This window comes from Olivibacter sp. XZL3 (assembly GCF_004368405.1).
Taxonomy (GTDB): Bacteria; Bacteroidota; Bacteroidia; order Sphingobacteriales; family Sphingobacteriaceae; genus Olivibacter.
Genome location: NZ_SBJH01000006.1, coordinates 19,915 through 41,732, shown reverse-complemented (window position 1 = coordinate 41,732; position 21,818 = coordinate 19,915). Strand labels below are relative to the sequence as shown.

Annotated in this window: 17 protein-coding genes; 3 read left to right on the top strand and 14 right to left on the bottom strand. The window is 44.8% G+C overall.

Going from position 1 to position 21,818, the window contains the following annotated elements:
* The first annotated feature begins 19 nt into the window (after positions 1 to 19).
* Positions 20 to 1,078, top strand: a complete 1,059-nt coding sequence (locus EPX21_RS02165) for a DUF2157 domain-containing protein (RefSeq protein WP_134088042.1) — start codon at positions 20 to 22, stop codon at positions 1,076 to 1,078.
* A gap of 1 nt (position 1,079) precedes the next feature.
* Here EPX21_RS02165 and EPX21_RS02160 read toward each other — a convergent pair whose 3' ends face one another.
* The 6 genes from EPX21_RS02160 to uvrA form a co-directional block, all read right to left on the bottom strand.
* Positions 1,080 to 1,610, bottom strand: a complete 531-nt coding sequence (locus EPX21_RS02160) for a YceI family protein (protein ID WP_134088041.1) — start codon at positions 1,608 to 1,610, stop codon at positions 1,080 to 1,082.
* A gap of 69 nt (positions 1,611 to 1,679) precedes the next feature.
* Entirely contained in the window at positions 1,680 to 2,102 is a 423-nt protein-coding gene (locus tag EPX21_RS02155; protein ID WP_134088040.1) for an OsmC family protein, read from the bottom strand.
* 114 nt (positions 2,103 to 2,216) lie between these two features.
* Entirely contained in the window at positions 2,217 to 3,386 is a 1,170-nt protein-coding gene (locus tag EPX21_RS02150; protein WP_134088039.1) for a PLP-dependent aspartate aminotransferase family protein, read from the bottom strand.
* A gap of 163 nt (positions 3,387 to 3,549) precedes the next feature.
* Positions 3,550 to 4,353, bottom strand: a complete 804-nt coding sequence (gene cobA, locus EPX21_RS02145; protein ID WP_134088038.1) for a uroporphyrinogen-III C-methyltransferase — start codon at positions 4,351 to 4,353, stop codon at positions 3,550 to 3,552.
* A gap of 256 nt (positions 4,354 to 4,609) precedes the next feature.
* Positions 4,610 to 5,047, bottom strand: a complete 438-nt coding sequence (locus EPX21_RS02140) for an Rrf2 family transcriptional regulator (RefSeq protein ID WP_013663868.1) — start codon at positions 5,045 to 5,047, stop codon at positions 4,610 to 4,612.
* 70 nt (positions 5,048 to 5,117) lie between these two features.
* Positions 5,118 to 7,916, bottom strand: coding sequence for an excinuclease ABC subunit UvrA (gene uvrA / locus EPX21_RS02135; protein ID WP_134088037.1), 2,799 nt, complete (start codon positions 7,914 to 7,916; stop codon positions 5,118 to 5,120).
* A gap of 271 nt (positions 7,917 to 8,187) precedes the next feature.
* Here uvrA and EPX21_RS02130 point away from each other — a divergent pair, with 271 nt between their 5' ends.
* A complete protein-coding gene (locus EPX21_RS02130; protein ID WP_134088036.1) occupies positions 8,188 to 8,775 on the top strand; it encodes an RNA polymerase sigma factor in 588 nt (195 codons plus the stop codon).
* Here the strand turns inward: EPX21_RS02130 and EPX21_RS02125 are convergent.
* A complete protein-coding gene (locus EPX21_RS02125; RefSeq protein WP_134088035.1) occupies positions 8,761 to 9,762 on the bottom strand; it encodes an App1 family protein in 1,002 nt (333 codons plus the stop codon). The genes EPX21_RS02130 and EPX21_RS02125 overlap by 15 nt on opposite strands.
* 54 nt (positions 9,763 to 9,816) lie before the next feature.
* Here EPX21_RS02125 and EPX21_RS02120 point away from each other — a divergent pair, with 54 nt between their 5' ends.
* Positions 9,817 to 10,707 carry a diacylglycerol kinase family protein gene (locus EPX21_RS02120; RefSeq protein ID WP_134088034.1) on the top strand — a complete coding sequence of 297 codons (891 nt, stop codon included), beginning with the start codon at positions 9,817 to 9,819 and terminating at the stop codon, positions 10,705 to 10,707.
* Positions 10,708 to 10,771: 64 nt separating this feature from the next.
* Here the strand turns inward: EPX21_RS02120 and EPX21_RS02115 are convergent, their stop codons facing one another.
* From EPX21_RS02115 to EPX21_RS02085, 7 genes are read right to left on the bottom strand one after another with little or no spacing between them, the layout of a single operon-like run.
* Positions 10,772 to 12,211 carry an NAD(P)/FAD-dependent oxidoreductase gene (locus EPX21_RS02115; RefSeq protein ID WP_134088033.1) on the bottom strand — a complete coding sequence of 480 codons (1,440 nt, stop codon included), beginning with the start codon at positions 12,209 to 12,211 and terminating at the stop codon, positions 10,772 to 10,774.
* Positions 12,212 to 12,225: 14 nt separating this feature from the next.
* Positions 12,226 to 13,485: a sulfite dehydrogenase gene (gene soxC / locus EPX21_RS02110; RefSeq protein WP_134088032.1), complete on the bottom strand. Its 1,260-nt coding sequence runs from the start codon at positions 13,483 to 13,485 to the stop codon at positions 12,226 to 12,228.
* Positions 13,486 to 13,492: 7 nt separating this feature from the next.
* Positions 13,493 to 14,077: a c-type cytochrome gene (locus EPX21_RS02105; RefSeq protein ID WP_134088031.1), complete on the bottom strand. Its 585-nt coding sequence runs from the start codon at positions 14,075 to 14,077 to the stop codon at positions 13,493 to 13,495.
* Positions 14,067 to 15,716 (bottom strand): hypothetical protein, encoded by a 1,650-nt coding sequence (locus EPX21_RS02100; protein WP_206105980.1) that lies wholly within the window; start codon positions 15,714 to 15,716, stop codon positions 14,067 to 14,069. The genes EPX21_RS02105 and EPX21_RS02100 overlap by 11 nt, the downstream gene beginning before the upstream one ends.
* Positions 15,717 to 15,732: 16 nt before the next feature.
* Positions 15,733 to 17,142, bottom strand: coding sequence for a DoxX family protein (locus tag EPX21_RS02095; protein ID WP_240768479.1), 1,410 nt, complete (start codon positions 17,140 to 17,142; stop codon positions 15,733 to 15,735).
* Complete coding sequence (locus EPX21_RS02090) at positions 17,111 to 18,448, bottom strand: RagB/SusD family nutrient uptake outer membrane protein (RefSeq protein ID WP_134088030.1); 1,338 nt, start codon at positions 18,446 to 18,448, stop codon at positions 17,111 to 17,113. The genes EPX21_RS02095 and EPX21_RS02090 overlap by 32 nt, the downstream gene beginning before the upstream one ends.
* A gap of 8 nt (positions 18,449 to 18,456) precedes the next feature.
* Complete coding sequence (locus EPX21_RS02085; protein WP_134088029.1) at positions 18,457 to 21,501, bottom strand: TonB-dependent receptor; 3,045 nt, start codon at positions 21,499 to 21,501, stop codon at positions 18,457 to 18,459.
* Positions 21,502 to 21,818: the final 317 nt, after the last annotated feature.

The following is a 21,818-nucleotide window of genomic DNA, read 5'->3' as shown; positions in this document are numbered from 1 at the left end:
TAACACGTGAGAATTCGGCATGAAGCTCCATATTGATAAAAACGAACAGGAAACCATCGACAATGCCATTGCACATTGGCAAGAAGAACATTTGATCGACGGAGAAACGGCCGACAAACTGAGGGGGTCCTATGAGGTGAAAGGATTTGATTGGAAACGATTAGCGCAATATTCGTTCTGGGTTGCACTTTCGTGTATTGTTATGGCTTTCTTGTCCTTATTTGTTGATCAAGAAATTCGGCAATTGTTATCCACGCTCTATGAAACGCCCGATATAATCATTTGTATCTTTTGTGCTTTCCTTTCTTCTTTATTTTATTACCTAGGCTATATCAATAAAAAAAAGCATCCCGAAAAGTCGTTCACCAGCGAAAGTTTGATGGTATTAGGTGTCTTTTCTACAGCCACCTTTATCGGTTATTTAGGAAAAGTTATAGACAAGGGCGACGGCATATATTCGCTGTTATTTTTTCTGTCAATAGTTATTTATACCGTACTGGCTATTCGACTTTCGTCCAAAACAATCTGGGCCTTCATGCTTATTGCAATGGGCATCTGGTTTGCCACAGAAACTGCCTACCACAGCAACTGGGGCTTTAAATTCTGGGGTATGAATTACCCCTTACGGTTTACTGTCTTTGGAGCGCTGCTTACTGCCTTTACCATGGTATTACACCATAGATGGCATTCGATCAAAAGCTTTCAACAGCTAAGCTATATAATAGGAATACTATATCTGTTGGTTTCCCTGTGGCTGTTATCCATTTTCGGAAATTATAGTGATTTGGACAAATGGGCGGATACCAAACAATATCACATCCTCTATTGGGGAATTTTATCTAGCCTGGTTTCCCTAGCCTTCGCTTGGTATGGCTTCAAAAAGAACGATATAATCGCCAGAGAATTCGGCATTACTTTCCTCCTGATCAATCTTTATACCCGTTTCTTTGAATACCTGTGGGACAATGTAAACCGCGCTATTTTCTTCATGCTACTAGCCGCATCTTTTTGGATTATCGGACGCAAGGCCGAGAAAATATGGCGCGGGAGCTTTCTAAAGAAGACAGATCACCGCTAACCTACACTTGTTTCACAAATTGCAGGTTCAATACGATTTTCACTTCATCCGCTACCACTACCGACCCTGTTTCCGTCAAGTCGTTCCACTTCAAACCGAAGGCTTTCCTACTGATTTTGGTTTCGGCTTCAAAACCTGCTTTATAATTACCATAAGGGTCTGTGGCCGTCCCGCCAAAAGCAACCTTGAATTGCACAAGCTCCGTGTGGCCTTTAATCGTTAAATCGCCGCTCAACACATATTCATTATCTTGCTTCTTTTCAAAAGACCGCGATTGGAATGTCAAGGTCGGATAGTTTTCGGTATCGAAAAAATCGGCTGATTTCAGATGGTTATCTCGGTCTTTCTTATTGGTGTCTATACTGGCCGCATCAATGGTAAACTGAACCTGTGCATCCGAAAAGTCCTCTTGCTCAGCCTCAATTTGACCATCGAAACTATTAAAATTGCCCGCAACAGTAGAAATAACTAGATGCTTAACCTTGAATTGCACTTCAGAGTGCGCTGGATCCACTTTCCATATGGTAGCCATAACTTTCTCTCCCTTTTTCACAGAGAACAGTAAAGAGCGTAAAATGTTTCGGAAAAAGAGGTAAAATGACTATACCGCGTCTATGACCACTTCATAGGTGATTTGCACACCTCCGGCAGCCAGCATATCGTGCACAGAGCAATACTTCTTAACAGCCAGCTCGGCTGCTTTATTAGCCTTTTCAGCGTCTATTTTACCTTTTAACTTAAACAGCAAATGGACGTCTGTAAATACAGCCGGAATGGTATCTTTTCGCTTGCCGTCGATGTCGATTTTTACGTCAACAATTTCTTGCTTTTGCTTCTTCAAGATATTTATAAAATCCAAGGCACTGCAGGACCCCAAAGCCATTAATACCAACTCCATAGGACGCGCTCCCAGCGCCTCGCCGCCTATTTCGGGCGAGCCATCGATATGTATCTTAACATCTGTAGAGGCACTTTCCCCTTCAAAATGAACTGCTTCGTTTACTCTTTTTATTGTTACTTTCATTTCTTAGCTTTCAGCTGTCAGCTTATTTTCTTGTTTTTAATATAAAAATTTCAGCTCTAAGGTTAAAACCGTATTGCGTTTTTTGTTAAAAGAGCTACTTTCCAAAACTGACGACTATTTACTATTATCTAATGCCTGTTTCAGATCTGCAAGAATGTCACTACTATCTTCCAACCCCACAGAAATCCGTATCGTTCCGGGATAAATTCCAATTCGTTCTCGCTCGGCATCGGTCAGCTTAGAATGCGTGGTAGAAGCAGGATGCGTAGCAATGGAACGGGAATCCCCGAGATTGGATGTAATCAGGATCATTTTTAAGTTGTCCAAAAAGCGTTTGGCTCGTTCAAAACCGCCCTTAATGACAAAAGTTACGATGCCTCCGCCGGCTTTCATTTGTTTTTTCGCCAGTTCGTACTGCGGATGTGAAGGTAGAAAAGGGTACCTTACAACCTCCACTTCATTATGCGCCTCCAACATATTGGCTACTGCCAAAGCATTACTGCAATGCCTATCCATGCGAAGAGGCAAGGTCTCTAAACTTTTCGATATAACCCATGCGTTGAAAGGAGACATCGCCGGCCCCGTATGCCGAATAAAGAACATTATTTCATCCATTAGTTCTTGTTTTCCAACGACAACTCCACCGAGTACACGTCCCTGTCCGTCCATATACTTGGTGGCAGAATGACTTACCAGGTCGAAACCATATTGAATAGGCTTCTGTAAGTAAGGTGTTGCAAAACAATTATCGACATTCAGAATAATATTCGGATATTTTTCTTTGAAAGCGCCCAACCAAGCTAAATCCACCAGCTCAAGCCCGGGGTTAGAAGGAGTTTCCAAAAAGATCATCCGTGTATTCTCTTGAATAGCTTCTTCCCACGCTTCCGGATTACTTGCATCAACATAGGATGTGGTAATACCCCATTTCGGGAACACGGTGGTAAACAACTGATGGGTGGATCCGAAAACAGATCTACACGCCACAATATGGTCGCCGCTTTTTAGCAGCGCAGCAAAAGAGGCAAAAACAGCCGCCATTCCGGACGAAAAGGCTAAACCGGCTTCTGCTCCTTCTAACTCACAAACTTTTTGTATAAATTCATTCGTGTTCGGGTTTGAATACCTGGAATACACAATCCCGTCTTCCTCTCCTGCAAATATGGCGCGCCCTTGTTCCGCGTCGTCAAAGACAAAACTTGAAGTTAAATATAAAGGCACCGAATGCTCGCGATGCTGTGAACGTTGTGTTTGGCTACGTATTAGTCTACTTTGTTCTTCCATGCTGATTTTATTGTCGATTCAAACCTAACACAAAATTCAATTAGTTAGAAACTTTTATTTCAATTGTTTGTAATAATCAGCGTACCGCTCATAAAAAAGCGTTGATCAAAAAAGAACAACGCTCCATTAAAAACAAGCAATTATTAAGGCGAATCGAAAATACTCAATAGTTTTCTTGTTCAAGAAAATTTAATATGCGAGAAAAATCCTTGTGTAAGGTAACTGCCTGCCCGAATATCAGTAAAACCGGTCCGGCATTGTCGATCGATTGCTCCTCAACGACCTCTTCTATGGTGTTGACAATACCGATAGCGATCTTTTCGTTCTTCATCGAACCGTTCTGTATCACGGCAGCGGGCAAACGTCCCTTCCCTAATTTTTTATAGATTGATACGATTTCATTCAGTTGTTCGAATCCTAAGAGGACTACAACCGTGGCCTTACTGTCGGCGGCCTCTTTAATTTCGGAGTTAAGTAACCCGTCGCTATCCGTGCCGCTCAGAATCCAAAGACTTTCGCTGTTTCCTTTGTGAGTTACCGGAATTCCCTGTAACCCCGGTACGGAGATCGCACTGCTTATACCGGGAATAATTTCCGTTTCGACGCTATAGGATGCTGCAAATTCCACTTCCTCGTAACCTCTTCCGAAGACAAAAAGATCACCGCCTTTTAAGCGAACAACATGCCCGAAGTTCAGCGCATAATCAACCATCAACCGATTTACTGTCGCCTGGGAGAAGTTCTCGTCTCCCGAGGGATTACCAACATATACGCGCGTCGCTTCCTTTGGCGCGTAGTTTAACAACGTTTCATCTACCAATGCATCGTATATGACTACATCGGCCGTTTGAAGGGCCTTTACGCCTTTTACACTGATTAGATCCGGATCGCCGGGCCCTGCGCCTACCAAGGTGATTTTCGGTTCGACATACAGCTTTTGTAGCTCAGAATATTGTTGCCTTTCCATATTGTACCTTATTTATTATACCATCTTTATTTACAAAAAGGCCTCCCCAGATGCTGGGGAGGCCTTTCAAAATGCTATACATATCCTCCCCTAACTTGTTGACAAGTTACACATGCAATTCATATATAAGTTAGTGGGTCTCATGCTTCAGTCATTATTAACAATACAAATATAGATAAAATATATCAAGTTAGTAGACTTTTTTGTTAAAAATGCAAAAAATTGATTAATCCGTATAAAAACGCCCTTTATTAGCTTACAAACCGAGTGCGAGGTTCTCCTCTCTTTTAATAATATCGGCGATACTGGTATCGTTAAGGATCTGTAACATCGCATTTCTCACATCTACGAAGGTATCTCTAATCCCGCACGTTTCTTCCGTCTTGCATTCGTCACACCTTCTATAGAAATTCAGACTAACACAAGGTAACAAGGCGATGGGGCCGTCGGTCAACCGGATTACCTGCGACAAGCGGATATCCTCTGGATCTTTATTTAAACTATAGCCGCCTCCAGCACCTTTTTTGCTATACAATATACCGGCATTGCGCATCTCCAACAGAATTTGCTCAAGGAACTTTTTGGGAATATTCTCTTCTTCAGCAATTTTTAGGATTTGCATCGGCTCCTTCCCGTAGTTTTTTCCTAACACGATAAGAGCTTTAATGGCATATTTTGATTTTTTTGATAGCATATTCTTCCTTTGCTTTTTTGTAAAATTACGAATTTTCTCCCATTAAATATAAAGGCCGATGGTCTCCCTTCTATTGCATATGCCTTTTAAGGAATTGCCCGGTATAAGACGTCTCCTCCTTAACCAGCTCTTCAGGCGTCCCCTCAAATACGAGTTGGCCACCCTTCTCTCCACCTTCAGGGCCAATATCAATCACCCAATCTGCACATTTAATTACATCCATGTTATGTTCGATCACCAGAATGGTATTTCCTTGTGCTATTAGCGCGTCGAACGACTTCAACAGTTTTCGGATATCATGAAAATGAAGTCCCGTAGTGGGTTCATCAAAAATAAACAAGGTGTTTTTACTGTTATTTCCCTTCACTAAGAACGAGGCCAGCTTAATACGCTGCGCTTCCCCTCCAGATAAGGTATTGGACGATTGCCCAAGTTTTACATAGCCCAACCCTACATCCGCTAAAGGCTGAATTTTATTCAAGATTTTGGGCTGTTTCTCAAAAAATACCAGTGCCTCCTCGACTGTGAGCTCCAAGATATCGTACACATTCTTATCTTGCCAAGTGATATCGAGCACCTGCTGTTTGAATCGCTTGCCACCGCAGGCCTCGCAGGTGAGATAAATGTCGGCCATAAATTGCATTTCGATCTTCACTTCTCCCTCTCCCTGACAAACATCGCACCTGCCACCTTCCACATTAAAAGAGAAAGCGGCTGGCTTTAGGCCTACAGCTTTTGCTGCCGGCTGGCTGCTAAACAGCGCGCGTATCTCATCCCAGGCCTTTACATAAGTAACCGGATTAGAACGCGAAGACCTTCCTATCGGGTTTTGGTCGACCATCTCGACCCGTTCAACCAGATTCAGGTCGCCATCCAAACCGTCAAAAAGACCAGTCTGTTCTCCGGAATAATTGCCGGTTGCTTTTTGTAAGGCCGGATACAAAATGCGTTTCACCAAAGAGGTCTTACCTGACCCCGATACACCGGACACAACCGTAAACGTGTAAAGAGGGAACCTCACATCAATGCCTTTTAAGTTATTTTCCCGCGCGCCCTTCACGGTTACAGCGTGTTGCCATTTCCTCCGTGTACTGGGCAAGCTAATAACTTCGGTACCATTCAAGTACTTTCCTGTTAGGCTCTGCTTATCCTGAAGAATCTCCTGATAGGTTCCCGAGAAAACAAGCTCACCGCCGTGCACGCCCGCCGCAGGACCAATATCAATCAAATAATCGGAAGCTTGCATCATCTCCTCTTCGTGTTCAACAACCAAAACCGTATTCCCTACATCACGCAATGATTTGAGCACGCCGATTAAGCGCTGGGTATCCCGGGGGTGCAAGCCGATACTCGGCTCATCCAGCACATAAATGGATCCCACCAGGGAGCTGCCTAACGAAGTCGCTAAATTGATCCGTTGCGACTCGCCGCCCGACAGTGTATTTGAAAGTCTGTTTAAGGTAAGATAGCCGAGCCCCACCTCGGTTAAGAAACGAACCCGATTGTTAATCTCCATCAACAGCCTCCTGGCAATCGTTTCTTCCTGCGGGTCAAGTGAAAGACGGTTAAAAAAACCTAATAAGTCGTCGAGCGGCATCAACACCATATCGGTAATGGACTTGCCACCTACTTTCACATAAGCAGCATCTTTTCGGAGACGCGTTCCTTTACAATCCGGACAGTCTGTCTTTCCCCGATAACGAGATAACATAACGCGGTATTGAATTTTATAGGTTTGCTCTTCCAGCTCCTTGAAAAAATCGTCTAAACCTCTGAAGTACTTATTGCCCGTCCAGAGCACCTGCTGTTGTTCGTCAGTTAAATCCCGGTAGGCGCGATGAACCGGAAAATCAAATTTAACGGCCGCCTTAACAAGGCGGTTTAACCACTCGCCCATTTTTTCGCCGCGCCACGGCGCAATAGCTCCGTCATATACCGACCGGCTCTTGTCCGGAATTACTAAATCGGGATCGATACCAATCACCCTTCCGTAGCCTTCACATCGGCTACAGGCGCCGTATGGATTGTTAAAGCTAAAAAAATTGGGTGTCGGCTCCTCAAAGACCATCCCATCCAACTCAAACCTATCGCAAAAAAAATGCTCTTTTTCGCCGTCGTGGATATAGCAGTCGCCCTTTCCTTCAAAGAAGGCCGTCTGGACCGAATCTGCAATCCGACTTAACGTTTCGTCTTCCTGATCGACGCGAACGCGGTCAATTACGATACGCAAATCGCCTAAAGCAATGCCGGTGTTCGCAACTTTTTGATCCGCAAGCAAGGATTCGATTTTCTCGATACGCCCTAAGTATGCTATCCGTACAAAGCCTTTTTGAAGAAGAACAGCCAACTCTTCCTTCAGTTTCCGTTCATTATGTGGGTGTAGTGGACTGAAGATCGTTATCTGCGTATCAGCGGGCAACGACGAAACGAAATTCACCACGTCGGTAACCGTGTCCTTTTTTACCTGTCTGCCCGACACGGGCGATATCGTTTTACCCACACGAGCAAATAACAACTTCAGGTAGTCATATATTTCAGTAGAGGTACCAACCGTTGACCGCGGATTACTGGTAATTACCTTTTGCTCAATCGCAATTGCCGGAGCAATTCCTTTTATATAGTCTACCTCCGGCTTATTCATTCGTCCCATAAATTGCCGTGCGTAAGAAGATAGGCTCTCGACGTACCTACGCTGCCCCTCGGCATAAAGCGTATCGAACGCTAGCGAAGATTTTCCCGAACCCGACATCCCCGTGATAACGACTAACTTATTCTTCGGTATGGATACGTCTATATTTTTTAGATTATGAACTCGAGCCCCCTTAATAAGTATATGAGATTTTGCGTTCGAATCAACTTTTTTTGTCATGAATTCCTTGTAATTTTACCTTTTTTGAACGATTCCCGTTCTGTTTTTACTCGCATAAAACCAAGTGAACAAAAATACGGAATAAAGAAACAACAAACGATTTTCATATTTTTTCTTTGTTTTTCTAAAAAAAATGTTTTGCTTTGAAAAAATTTATTAACGTATCAAACTGGTTCAACCAGCGAATTACTAAATTTTAGGAGGACTGCTATAGAGAAAAAAACTACTTAATATACTTTTTTACCATCAAAAAAAGACCAAGTAGCATAGCATGACACTGCAAAAAAACACAGACAGACAACTGATTCATTTGTATTTGGCGGGTAACAACGCCGCAATTGAAGAGTTAGTATATCGATATAAATCAAAAATATACACTTCCATTTATTTACTGGTAAAAGATCCTTATTTAGCCGAGGATCTATTTCAGGACACATTCATCAAAGTTATCAGCACTTTACAGGCCGGCAGATATAACGATGAAGGGAAATTCCTTCCCTGGGCGCTACGGATTGCACATAACTTAGTTATTGATTATTATCGAAAAGAAAAGCGTACTCCGCTGATCGCTAACAGCGAAGGCTTTGACATCTTTGATGTACTGCCTTTCTACGACGAAAGTACGGAAGAACGTATGATCAGATACCAAACTTACAGAGACCTCAGAAAGATGATACAACTTCTCCCGGACGATCAAAAGGAGGTGCTTATTATGCGGCATTACGGCGAAATGAGCTTCAAGGAGATTGCCGAGGTTACCGACGTCAGTATCAACACCGCCTTGGGGCGAATGCGTTACGCTTTGAATAACCTTAGAAAGATGATTTCTTCATCGGAAGTGGCATTAAAAACCGGTTAATTCTTGCACACTTCCATGGGACACCAAGCCAATGGATACAGAATGTTCAATCGCTTCCCTATTCGTATTGAATAGGCAAGTACGAATACCCTTGTCTTTAAAACTTTTAAAAAGCTGCAAAGTCGTTGCAGCTTTTTTATTTTTTATATTCCGTATATACACGGCAGCGACACGATCTGGGTAGTTATTCGCTAAAGCAGTATATATCTCTGGGTCGCGCTGTGAATTGTCGCCAATTAACACAAACTTTTGTTTCGGAAAAACCCGGAGGAGCCTGCTTATTCTCCGATATTTGTCCTCATGTCCGGTTTTTCCGGCCTTAAAAAAATCGAGCCAACGCTTGAAATGACTTAATAAAAAGGACCCCTGTGGCAATCCATTGTGATCAAAAACGCGTTGAAGATAATCATAAAGATTCCATTCGCTGCTTGAAACGTAAAAGAATGGATTGAGCTGCTGAGATGGGGCTCCAGATCGGGAAAGTAAATTATACCAAACGACATGATCGGCAAAAACTTCCCTTCGATAAGCATTTTTTACTAAAAGCTCCCGAAGACGTCGCCAACCGGTTGCTGAATGGGATACCAAAACCGTATCGTCAATATCTGAAACGAACACGTATTGAGTAGATTGAGGCACATATACTTTTCCCGAAGCGCAGCCCTGAAGCTTGTCCGTCGCTATCAACTCGATTTTTACACTGTGTAAGCCCGCCTCTAGATGCCTGTCGGTAGCCCATTTAAACTTAAAGAAGCCATCGGACTGGGCTACTGTCTCGATAACTTGGTTATAAAAGTGCAGCCTTAACCGAACGCCTCCGACCGGCCTTACAAAGAAGAGTCTCATTAAACTCCACGTATGTCGCCATCCGCTTTCCCGGAAGTCGTTAGGTGCTCGTGGCTTACGTTGAAGCACATGCCCGTAAACCACTAAATTCTTACTATGGCCATAACCACTGTATATTTTTATTTCAACCGATCGCCCCATCAACCATCAAACATATAAAACACTTATTGGTTTTATTGTGGTCAACACTGCATAATGAACACAAACACCTCTTTAAGATTATATGTCCTCGTCAATCCTGGCGCGGGGAATCAAGAGCTCGATTGGGAGGAACTGATCAACGATTTTTATAAAGACAAAGATTACACCCTACACTTTTTCGTTCTGACGAAAAAATGCTCCACAGAACAGATCAAGCAAGATATAAGCGAATTCGATCCTCACAGGCTCTTGGCGGTTGGCGGTGATGGCACGGTTAAACTGGCAGCTGAATGCTTATTAGGGACAAACGTCCCACTTGCTATTATACCCGCTGGTTCTGCCAACGGAATGGCCAAAGAAATCAACCTGAAAACCAACATCAAAGCGGCCCTTGAACTGGCAGCAACCGGCACAGCCAAATCTATACATGCGCTGTTAATAAACGGCGAACTGAGCATCCATTTAGCCGATATCGGCATGAATGCGCGTATTGTAAAGAAATTTCAATCTTTGCATGAACGCGGGATGACAGGATATATGAAGGCTGCTTGGCAAGTACTAAAAAGACATAAAAAAATGCATGTCACCATTCGTACTCAGGGTAAAAGCAGGTCGAGGAAAGCGGACATGGTTGTCATCGCAAACGGAACAAGCTACGGAACAGGTCTAAAAATAAACAAATGCGGCTCCTTATTCGACACCCATTTCGAAGTAGTGGTTGTCAAGTGGCGTTCTGTATTAGAGCTATTGAGCATGTGTTTGCGCTTCAAAGCGTCGTTCAACCCCTTCAAAACAGAGACGGTACAAACGGATCAGGTGACGCTAAGTACCCGGGAGAATACCTTTTTGCAAGTGGACGGCGAATATATCGGGAAGGTGAAACATGTGGAAGCCAAACTGATTCCACAGGCGCTGTCGCTCATCTGCAACATAGAGGAAATCTAAGCCTGAGAAACGCTCATTTTACCCTATCCTAACCGGACAATAAAGAAAAAACCGGACAAGCGGATTAAAGGCTAATATGGAAGATGTCTTTCAAGGCGCGCTTGGCAGCATGATATCCGCCCATACCGTGTACACCGCCTCCCGGAGGAGTCGACGCAGAGCAAATATACAAGCCCTTTGTACTTGTTCGATAGGGTGACCAACGTAGAGCTGGTCGGGTAAAGAGTTGCCCTAGATCTAAGGCGCCCCCATTTACGTCTCCTCCATGATAGTTTAAATTATAGGCCTCCAAGGCCTCCGTGTCCGTCGTGTGCCGCGCTAATATGCGTTCTCTGAATCCGGGAGCAAAACGTTCGATTTGTTTTTCGATTGCTTCCGTCATGTCCTTTGTTGAACCATTTGGCACATGGCAATAGCCCCACGCCACCTGCTTGCCTTCCGGTGCTCTGGACGAATCAAAAAGACTTTGCTGTGCCAGTAAAACAAAGGGGCGATCAGGACACGCTCCTTTTGAAATTGCACGCTCTGAATAAGCCACCTCTGCCAACGTGTTACCAATATGAACCGTTCCCGCCAACCTACATGCCGCTGCCCTAAAGGGTATAGGTGCGTCCAGGGCCCAGTCCACTTTAAACAAGCCCATACCATAACGATAACGCTGTAATTGTCGCCTATATAAGCTGGAGAAGGTATGTCCGGCAATCTTGAGCAATTGTTTGGGGGAGGTATCAAATAGCACAGCTTTTGCTTTGGGCAGCTGACTTAGACTGGTAACTGTTATCCCCGTTTCGATCACTCCTCCCAAGCTCGTAAAATAACTCGCCATGGCATTCGCCAAGGATTGGCTCCCGCCCCGCACAATGGGCCAACCTTTCCGATGACCATTGATGGAGAGTACCAAAGCAATAGCAGAAGTTGTTAATTTAGAGAGCGGCAACATGCTATGCGCTGCCATACCTGCCCACAAACCCCGTAAATGTTCGGTTTTAAATCTTTTGGCCAAAACCTGCGCCGGCAATAAGGCCGATAGTCCGAAGCGTGCAAATGCAACAGGATTTTTGGGAAAACCAAAAGGTCCTAATAAATCATCTGCAACTTGGCCCCATTGTTCAACCAGTGGCTTAAACAGGCGTAGATACGTATCCTGATCGGCACCAAGTGCTGCTGCCGTTTCCTGCATGTTGGGATACAATGCTACGGCTGTACCATCATCGAATGGATGCGCCGCTAGTACCGTAGGCTGAATATATTGTAAACCATAATTTTCCAAAGGAAGTTTACTCAAAAAGGGAGATGCCGCAGCCATGGGCTGAACGGCAGAACAAACATCATGGATATATCCCGGCAAGGTGAGCTCCGCACTGCGCATCCCTCCTCCTATTTCCTTCTTGGCCTCAATAATCAATACCTGCAAACCCTGCTGCTGTAAAAGGATGCCCGCCGCTAATCCATTCGGGCCGGAACCGACAACCACTGCATCATATTCGCTCTGTTCATTTCGCATAACTTGCTGCTAAATTACGTTCTATCACTGACTAAATATACATGGCCATCACTTTTAATTTCCCAAGCGGTAATTGGATTGAAGTGATAGCCTCCTTTGCTCTCTCGGGCGGCCGCCAATTCCCGGTAACTGGGTTGATAATATCCTGTTTCATCGATCGCTCTGCTCATGATGACTGTTGCTTTTCCATTCCATTGCCATAAAAACCGAAAGGCAGTATGCGCTTTACTTAAAACAGGTTCTTGTAGCGCTGCTGGATACCACGTTTTCCCTTCGTCTGTACTCACTTCTACGCTACTGATCTTTCCACGACCACTCCAAGCGATACCGCGGATTTCTACCCATCCTCTTTGAATCTGTAAAGGATAAGACGGAAAAGTAATGATTGAACGTGCATCCATGAGCAGGCTAAACTGCCGGATTTTACCCCCGGCGATGTTTTCGGTATATTTTGAGGTCTCCTCACGCGTCATAAAAGCCTGATCAGTCAGCTCAATCCGCCGAATCCACTTGATCTGTGTATTCCCTTCCCATCCAGATAATAATAACCGTACCGGATATCCCTGTTCCGGTCTCAAGGCCTCCCCATTCTGAGCATATACCAACATAGCGTCTTCATATGCTTTTTCAATTGGTATGCTCCGTGTCATGACCGCAGCGTCATTCCCTTCTGCTAAAAACCAGGTAGCTTTCGGGTCAATACCGACCTCCCGGAAAACGGTGGACAACATCACACCCGTCCACTCACTCTGACTGGTTAAACCACAAATCTCCTGCGGCGTCAACTCCGCCTTTCCTGTACGGAAATTTCCCGAGCATTCTATAAAGCAGATGCGTGTAAAAGACGGAAAGCGCTTCAAATCGTGCAGCGTAAATCGCATCGGTTTTTTCACCATCCCATGAATAACGAGTTCATATTTTTCAGGATCAATGAAAGGTACGCCACCATGATTTCGTTCAAAGTGTAAATCGGATGGGGTGATGGTTCCGAATAAATCTTGAAGCGGCGTTCTGGAAGAAGTGATGGATGGGATTTTCTTTGGTTGCTCAAAAGGAGAACGCGTGCCTATAGTTCCTGGAGGCACACCCAATATTTTGGTGGGATCTTTTGGCACATCAAATAGCGGCTCCGCCTCTTGCACCACCTTACCAAAAGAGTCCTGCACAAGCGCTAATCCCAAAGCTGCTGCTCCCCCAAGCATCCGTCTGCGGCTCATCTTCATTGTGGGAACAACCGCTGGTATTTGCGTTTCCAGTATTTTTTTCTCTTTCATAGCACAATCATCTTATTTCGCGACCACCCCTGCGATCGTCCGGGACAAAAAGCTTTTTGGCGGGCATCTCAATCTTGGGTAGCGTGGTTGCATTCAGCTCTTGGTCTTTACCCAGCAGACCATTGGCATATAATAAGAATGCTGTCAGCTGATAAACCTCCTCGTTAGAGAGTGATCCGGGTGCATTATAGGGCATAGCACGCCGTATATAATCGAAAATAGTAGTCGCATAAGGCCAATAGTTTCCAATAGTTTTGGCCATGGCGCCTTCCTCTATCACCAACGGGTCGAAAGGACCATCCCACCCCTTCGGTCCGTGACAAGACGCACACTTTGCCTGGTACACTACAGCTCCCTGCTTGGCTGAACCTCGCCCTGCCGGTAATCCCTTTCCATCCGGCGCGATGCTCATATTCCATTTGTTAATTAATGCCTCATCGGCCTCTTCTCCAAAACCGAAACGATTCGGCCACCCCTCCTCATCAGGCCGCTCGGGCACAGCCAATGGTGGTGCCGGAGTCGGCTTTTTACTTTCTGACGAACATGCGGACAATAAAAAGAGGAAGCAGAAACAAAAGACTTCAGTTCTCATCTTTCGCAGAAACACCACCATATTGTCCAGCATCCAATGTACTCTTCGTTAAGATATAATGACGGTCTCTCCGTTCAAGCACCACCCGGATGGAGTCCCGATTCTCATTTAAGCCTACTAAGGTCACCTCTGATCCGTCCGCATTCGTATCATAATGCAGCATCATCTTCTTACGGATGACCTTCCGTGGTCTTTCAGCAAATCCCCGGCTACGTCGCGTGGTAGCACCACGTGGATCAATCATCGCTTCTTCATTACCAATATGCTGCCAAGCCTGCTCACTGATCCAATCTTTTGGATAGTTATCCACTATTTTTCCAGCCGGCTTCTCTTGCCTATTAGGATAGCCCTCGCCCTCTCCTCTTCTGCCGCCAACAAAACTGGCAGTCGCTATATTTTTATCTTGCAGATAAAGTACCTTATCCACTGTATCGGCATAGTAATGAAACACCCGCCTTCCCCCGCCGACACCGGCAATCTCAAAAGTCCGATCGATATCCCGAATAGGATTTCCTCCGCCGTTTGATAGATCGAGCGCTTGCGTCTTCTTCACTTTAAAGGTCATGGTCGTCCATTTTTCGAAGGTTAGATCCTGCCAGCGCACCGAGTCATTGGGGGCCTCCGGAAGGAGCTGATTATTCAGATAAAAAGCCTTAACGTCATAATAACCTCTTAACTTCGCTACCCCAGGAGAAGACGGCTGCTTATAGGGATCGTACCAGAAATTAAGCAACTGCACATAAAATAAAACACCCAGGAACACGACAATCACTGTAGCTTTCAATCCGAAGCGCACGACGAGCTGCCAGGTTTTATCAAATACAGGATAGAAATTAACAGGCACCGTGTATTCTTCGCGGATCATCAACCGATAGATACGGGGGATATAATAGGATAAAATGAACAAACCGAACAATACAAAGTAAGAAGCATATACATGCACCCCCCCTTCGTAGGCAAAATTTACATAGGTAATACTACCCAAAGCACCCGTCAGCAGCGCCGCGCCATAAAAAGTGGTTTTTCTGAAAAAAAGCATAGCACCGGCCATTAATTCGACCACGCCGGTAAACACTTGATACCAGGGCACGATACCGATGGACAGCCAATAGATCTTTTGCTGGGTAAGATCGCCAAAATCTGTGTTCAAGATTCCTTCAGAAGGATAAGGCATCTGTACAGGCAATACTTTGGTGAAAGCAAAACCAATAATCCCGATTCCTGCACGATAGCGAGCCACTACCAGTAGCCAATAATAGAGCTTATTGTAGTTCTTTCTTTTCTTATCAATTGCGGTCCATAGGACGGCACCAACAAGCGCTATTAACAATACCACAATCCAGTCTGAATAGCCATACCAAGAAGGAAGCCATTGCCCCAATACCCGGAATGAAGGTTGGAAGCGGGCTATATCGTATAAATCCCGATAATGCAAAGCTGTCCAGTCAACATGAAACAGATCGGTATACCATTTCCAGTTCCAAGGTATGGACATGAGTATAATGAATAAAAAAACGATCCGGAAGCCGATTTTTTTACCAAAGCTCCAATCGCCGCCTCCCAGAGCTTGTTTGCCTGACGCCTCCCGGCCACCTGCTTGAGCGGCCGTTTCGGTGAATGATTTAACATGGGTATCCATTGCAAAAGATTTATTGTTATAGTACGAGACGGCTTCTTCTGCCGGCCTTTTTAGCTTCTTCCAATAAGTATTTTTTGTCTACTTGCTGTAACACAACATACAGTGAATCGCCGGTAGTATTGCGCCCAGTCAAGGTGATTGTCCGATCGTCCCGTCGATTAAACGTGAATGATAAATCGGGTTCCCGTTTATCATTCAGCGTCTTCAATACCAGCTTATGGGTATTCGTATCGAGCTGATAACGGTAATACTGCCGCGCAGTAGTACCACTGTATTCGTAATCTCTCGCCGTATCAGCGGTATGTATGATCTCTACGTTACTGCTATGCGAAGCGCTGTATTTCCCGGTTTTGATACTGAGCGTTGGCCATTTTTCAATGACCACATTTTGCCAACGTAGGCGGTTGCTGTTACTGAAAGCGATGCTATCTCCATTATACACGAAATGCGTTACTTCATAAAAGCCTTCTTGCAGCGGCCCTTTTGCCAAGGGATACTGATACCCTCCTTGCCGATAGACGCTGTAAGCCTTTGCTCCGTAGAAGATAACGAAAGTAAAGACGAACAATCCCTTTAAAAGTAGCCTCACCTGATATTGTCTCTTCGTATAAACCCACTTAAACTTATTGGGATGGGCAGGTTTCTCGAGCGATAGCAGCGTAAATAAGCGGGGGGCATCGTACCATAATAAGAAAAGTGCCAACTGAATCAAGTATAAACTATAAACCGTTTCTCCCCCTTCATAGGCTAAATTCGAAAGGAATACATTACCGGTAAAACACAGGATAATAAACGATGCGAGGAAAACCGTTTTTCTATTCAATAAGAGTAAACCTGCCAATATTTCAACCGATCCCAAAAACACCTCAAAAGAAGGTGCTATTCCGAGCGAAAGCGAAAAGATCTTCCATGCAGAGAGGTCACCATAATTTGTATTCAAGGTGCTCAAAGCAGGATACGGCGATTGCAAAGGAAACAGCTTTAGGAAACCATAGGCAATCACGCCTATTGCCAGTCGATAACGCACTATGACACGCAGTATATAATAGAGGCGGTCATACTCCTTCCGTTTATCTACAAAAGACCATACAGCAGCCACAATGAATGCAATCACTGCCATAACGCCCCAGTCGGCAAAGGTATGAATCCCCCAAAAATCAGCCGAGGTAGGCGTTTCAACGATTTGGCGGGTATAGCGACTGATATTAAACAGATCGGCCAATCCTAGCTGTAGCCAATTGATCTGAGATAATCTTTCGTAGAATTTCCAGTCGACCGGTACGATCTGTAGCAGGAAATAAGCGAAGAGGAAGCGGAAAAGAATCCTTTCATATCCTTTCCAATCGCGTTGTTCATAAATGCTGTTGTCAATCATAAGCTTATTGATAATATCCTTAATAACCAAGGTTTTGTTCCAATGCATCATCCGTCAATAACTGTTCTGCCGGTAAAGGCAAAAGCAATTTATTGGGATCGCTTATATTCAGTACACTCGCGGCTCTACCCGTGCGTACCAGGTCAAACCAGCGATGCGCTTCCAAGCCAAATTCCAATCGTCGCTCGTTTTCAATCGCCAGCAATAGATCCTCACGATTCGCGGCATTCGTGTTGGCAAGCCCCGCTCTTGTTCTCACCGCATTCAAGTCTGCCCGTGCCGCCTCTATTTCATTTAACTCGCTAAAGGCTTCTGCTCTTATGAGATACAATTCAGCAATCCGGATCACATAAGTTGGATCAGTAGCTGGACTCCGGTAATACAGGTTGCCATACCAACGGTTCTGGTTATCCCGTGCAACCAACGCATTACGGCTTCCGCCTATTTCCGGATCATTCACGAGATTAACGAAGGTCGTATTAGGTGCCCATTGCCGGGTACCGCCATTCTGCTGAGGCTGCCATTGCCCGCGATGCGGATTCAGCTCATTGGCATTATAAAAAATCTCGAAAACGGACTCGCGCGTACCGGTTACGCCGTTCGCAAAAAAAGCATAATACGGATTCAATAGCTCATAGTTTGCCCGATCATCTATTAGTCGGGTAGCATAATCGATTGCTTCCTGCCAATTTTTATTGTATAGGTAATAGCGGGCTTTAAGCGCCCAAACGGTCTTCCGTGTTGCCTGAAAGCGGTTAGTAGACTCAGAAAGTAATGCTTCCGCCTGATTTAGGTCGGCCAATACCTGTGCATAAGTCGCTTCCGCCGAGCTACGTGCAATGCCGGCATTGTCGTCTACGTCCAGGGTCGGTTCGGTAATGAGCGGTACACCTCCCCAGGTGCGCACCAAATCGAAATAAGCTAAGGCACGGATAAAATAAGCCTCTCCTGCAATCCGGTCACGAACATTCCGAGAAATTACGTCTTCCCCTAGTTCCGATACATTTTTAATAACTTGATTTGCCCGGTTAATAGCCACGTAGATACCTTTCCATGTACTGCCAACCGTTGAATTTTCAGCATTCACCTGATGGTTGATAAATTCCTGGACTTGCGATTGCGAACCCGTCCATTCAATATTATCGCCTGACAGGTAGGCTATCGACTGAAAATCTACGCTATAGTACGACCGCAAGGCACTATAAACGCCATTCAGCGCTGCGTTAGCCGACGTTTCATCTACAATAATATTCTCGCCCGAGATCGATGCCCGCGGCTGCACATCCAAAAATTTATTGCATGCAGTAAAACTGATGATGGAAAAAAAAGCTGCTATGTAAGTTAGAATATTCTTCATGACCTCGCTTAAAGTGTTAAGTTAATTCCCAATTGAAAACTTCGTGGCTGGGGCGGCGTACCCAAATCAATCCCCTGTTCGTTCTGCGAACTACTGGCTGCCGCTTCCGGATCTAAACCTGTATAGTCTGTCCAAGTAAAAAGATTATTGCCCTGCAGGTAAAAGCGCAGCTTTTCCAGATGCAGTTTGTCAGATACCTGCTTTGGCAGTGTATAACCGATGGTCAAAGAGCGCAGTCGCAAATAGGAGCCATCCTCCAGCCATCTGCTACCACCATCTCGATAGTTATTGACATTCACGCCATCCGATCGTGGTACATCCGTTATATCTCCTGGTTGCTGCCATCTAGCTAAATTCGAAGCAAAGATGACACGGGCGGCATCGCGAGCACCTCCACCCTCACCAAAGAAGCGGTTGTGATTATAAATTTCGTTGCCGTAGGAAAAAACGAGAAAGGCTGAAGCATCAAAACCTTTATAAGTCAATGTATTGGTTAGTCCACCAAAAAAGTCAGGCCAGATACTTCCCATAATTTTCCGGTCGGCCGTAGTAATCCTACCGTCGTTATTTACATCCTCGTATACCGCATCACCGGTTTGCGGATCCACATACAGTTGGTTGTATACCCAAAAAGAGTAAAGCGGACTTCCCTCCTGGAAAAGAATAAGATCGCGACTGCCGTAATTCAGGGGCTTGTCGAGCTTCTCGATTTTATTGACATTTCGGGAGATGTTAAAACTAGTTTGCCATGTAAAATCTTGCTTTCGTATATTGTAACTATTGATAGCCAATTCAAAACCCTTATTGCTTATTTCAGCGGCATTGCTGGTGTAGCTATCATAACCGGTTGTAGCCGCGAGTGTGACCGGCAACAAACCATCTTTTGTATATTTATCATACACGTTAAGGGAAATATCCAGCACCTGCTTAAACAACGAAACGTCGAAACCTATATTCAGCTGATCGGTACGTTCCCAGCGCAATTGCTGATTAGGCAACTGTTGCGGAGCGATACCCGGCACCCCTTGATAAGAAGAGCCAATACCCGACCATAATCGACGGGCGGCGAAATCGCCGATACCGTTCTGATTTCCGGTGCTCCCATAGCTTGCCCGCAGTTTCAAATCGTCTATAAATGCAACATCCTTCAAAAAGGACTCTTGTTTTACGCGCCAAGCGGCACCAACCGCAGGAAAGTACCCCCAAGGGTCTGCTGAGCCGAAGCGGGAGGAACCATCTGCTCGGATAGAGAAATCAATTAAGTATTTATCAGCAAAAGCATAATCCACCCTTCCAAAAAAAGAAGCCAAGTTAGATTTTTCCCAAGCCTGGCTGCTTGTGCTCGTTGCTGCAGAGGAAATCAATTTAAAATCATTGCTGGCGAAGCCCCTTCCTTGCGCACTGGTACGTTCCAAAGTAGTCCCCTGCAGAGTATTACCCACTAACACACCGAAGCTATGCTGCTCATTGAACCGTTTACGATAGGTTAATGTTTGTTCATTGATCCAGGTAGTAGCCTGCCCAATGGCCGAGGTAGCCAAACCGTCTGGGCTACCAGCAATCAGCAAGTTATTCCAATACTCGCTTTCATTATAGTTATTATAATCGATACTGAAGGTGGTGCGGAATTTTAGATCGGGTAAAATATTAATATCAGCATACAAATTGCCTATATAGCGCAAACTGGTTGAGCTCACGTCATAGTTTTCCAATAATAAGGTGAGATTATCGAAACCTGCCCGCCCTACCAGCACACCATCCTCATTATAAGGCGAAAGATAGGTAGGCGTATGTAAAGCTGCCTGTAGCAAACCACCCTGAGGGCCGTCGCCCGCGCGGGCTTGATTACGCCCTGTTCTGCCCAAGGTATTGCTGGTACCGACCTGTATCCGATCATTTATCCGTTGATCCAGATTAATTTTAAAGCTTGCTCGGTCAAAACTAATGGGTTTTAAAATAGACTCCTGTTTATTATATCCGCCTCCTAAATAGTAGCGCGTAGACGCTGAACCTCCTCTTAATGCGATGTCTACATTGGTAAGTGACGCCGTTCGGAAGGCTTCTCCCAAACGATCGTAAGTTTCTTGCTCCTCCGGCGTTCCTCTGCCCGGAACGCCATCGATCACTTCACTTACCGGCCTAAAAGGCTCGGGACGACCAATATTCCGATTATATTCATTTACCAATTCGGCATGCTCGGGCCCCGTGGTCAATTCCCACAATTTAACCGCTTTCGCAAAACCTTGAGATAGGTTTACATCGATTTTAGGCTTTTGATTGAAATTACCACGTTTCGTCGTAATTAAAATAACCCCATTGGCACCTCTCGAACCATAAAGAGCGGTTGCTTCGGCATCCTTCAATACTTCAATGCTTTCAATATCCGAGGGGTTGATATCGGCAATCGGAGAAGTGGCTTTCCCACCTGTATTTACGGTTTGCAAACTATTGGTATTCAAGAATACCCCGTCGACCACATAGAGCGGATCATTACTCGCATTAATGGAAGTAGCGCCACGTAAGCGGACGTTAACCGCCTCTCCGGGCACCCCTGTGCTACTCGATATCTGCACACCTGCCACCTTACCTTGCAGTTGCGCATCAAAACCTCCTGCGGGGATATCTTTGCTCTCCGCTGGATCTACCTTGCTGACCGAGCCGATCAGGTTTCTGCGCTGTTGGGTAGTATAACCTACGACAACCACATCGTTTAATTGATTGAAGCCTGGTTTCAATAAGATTTCTATTTGCGCGTCGTTCGCCACAACTGTTTTTTTATCGTAACCTATATAACTGACGATCAAGGTGTAAGGAAACTTTTGTCCGGTTACGAAGCTAAATTTCCCATTTTCATCTGTAGAGGCATTATGGGTAACTCCCTGTATTTGCACCAACGCTCCTGGTAGTGGTTCTTTCGTCAGGGAATCTCGCACGACACCACTTAAAGTAGAGTTAATTAGCGGTTTGGTCTCCTGTGCTTGCACAAAAATATTAAGACAGATCAATAGAAAAGACAACACAGCACCCTGTGCAATCTTTGAGTAGTTTTGCATAAAATTTTAAGTTTAATTAACCGTTTGGCTTCATTGAAACGCCGGTCGACAGCCGACGTGTTTACTTCCTAAAAGAATATTTTACACCTGATCATACGCAACATCGATACGTTGTGCCCATATAAATCGTTATCAACATTTTTTTCATCTTTTACGTTCAGTTATCCTCAGAGGTTGAATGTTTGACAAATGTATAAGAAAAATTCAACAAAACAATATAAAGTCTACATATTTAGTATACTATTTACAAAATAACGGTTATTGACCCCATAAAGCATGTTTTAGCACTATTGGAAGCGATATAAAATGGACATTGG

Excerpts from the sequence above, each read along its gene's own strand:
- EPX21_RS02165 (WP_134088042.1), top strand. The coding sequence starts at position 20 with ATGAAGCTCCATATTGATAAAAACGAACAGGAAACCATCGACAATGCC.
- EPX21_RS02160 (WP_134088041.1), bottom strand. The coding sequence starts at position 1,610 with ATGGCTACCATATGGAAAGTGGATCCAGCGCACTCTGAAGTGCAATTC.
- EPX21_RS02155 (WP_134088040.1), bottom strand. The coding sequence starts at position 2,102 with ATGAAAGTAACAATAAAAAGAGTAAACGAAGCAGTTCATTTTGAAGGG.
- EPX21_RS02150 (WP_134088039.1), bottom strand. The coding sequence starts at position 3,386 with ATGGAAGAACAAAGTAGACTAATACGTAGCCAAACACAACGTTCACAG.
- cobA (WP_134088038.1), bottom strand. The coding sequence starts at position 4,353 with ATGGAAAGGCAACAATATTCTGAGCTACAAAAGCTGTATGTCGAACCG.
- EPX21_RS02140 (WP_013663868.1), bottom strand. The coding sequence starts at position 5,047 with ATGCTATCAAAAAAATCAAAATATGCCATTAAAGCTCTTATCGTGTTA.
- uvrA (WP_134088037.1), bottom strand. The coding sequence starts at position 7,916 with ATGACAAAAAAAGTTGATTCGAACGCAAAATCTCATATACTTATTAAG.
- EPX21_RS02130 (WP_134088036.1), top strand. The coding sequence starts at position 8,188 with ATGACACTGCAAAAAAACACAGACAGACAACTGATTCATTTGTATTTG.
- EPX21_RS02125 (WP_134088035.1), bottom strand. The coding sequence starts at position 9,762 with ATGGGGCGATCGGTTGAAATAAAAATATACAGTGGTTATGGCCATAGT.
- EPX21_RS02120 (WP_134088034.1), top strand. The coding sequence starts at position 9,817 with ATGAACACAAACACCTCTTTAAGATTATATGTCCTCGTCAATCCTGGC.
- EPX21_RS02115 (WP_134088033.1), bottom strand. The coding sequence starts at position 12,211 with ATGCGAAATGAACAGAGCGAATATGATGCAGTGGTTGTCGGTTCCGGC.
- soxC (WP_134088032.1), bottom strand. The coding sequence starts at position 13,485 with ATGAAAGAGAAAAAAATACTGGAAACGCAAATACCAGCGGTTGTTCCC.
- EPX21_RS02105 (WP_134088031.1), bottom strand. The coding sequence starts at position 14,077 with ATGAGAACTGAAGTCTTTTGTTTCTGCTTCCTCTTTTTATTGTCCGCA.
- EPX21_RS02100 (WP_206105980.1), bottom strand. The coding sequence starts at position 15,716 with ATGGATACCCATGTTAAATCATTCACCGAAACGGCCGCTCAAGCAGGT.
- EPX21_RS02095 (WP_240768479.1), bottom strand. The coding sequence starts at position 17,142 with ATGATGCATTGGAACAAAACCTTGGTTATTAAGGATATTATCAATAAG.
- EPX21_RS02090 (WP_134088030.1), bottom strand. The coding sequence starts at position 18,448 with ATGAAGAATATTCTAACTTACATAGCAGCTTTTTTTTCCATCATCAGT.
- EPX21_RS02085 (WP_134088029.1), bottom strand. The coding sequence starts at position 21,501 with ATGCAAAACTACTCAAAGATTGCACAGGGTGCTGTGTTGTCTTTTCTA.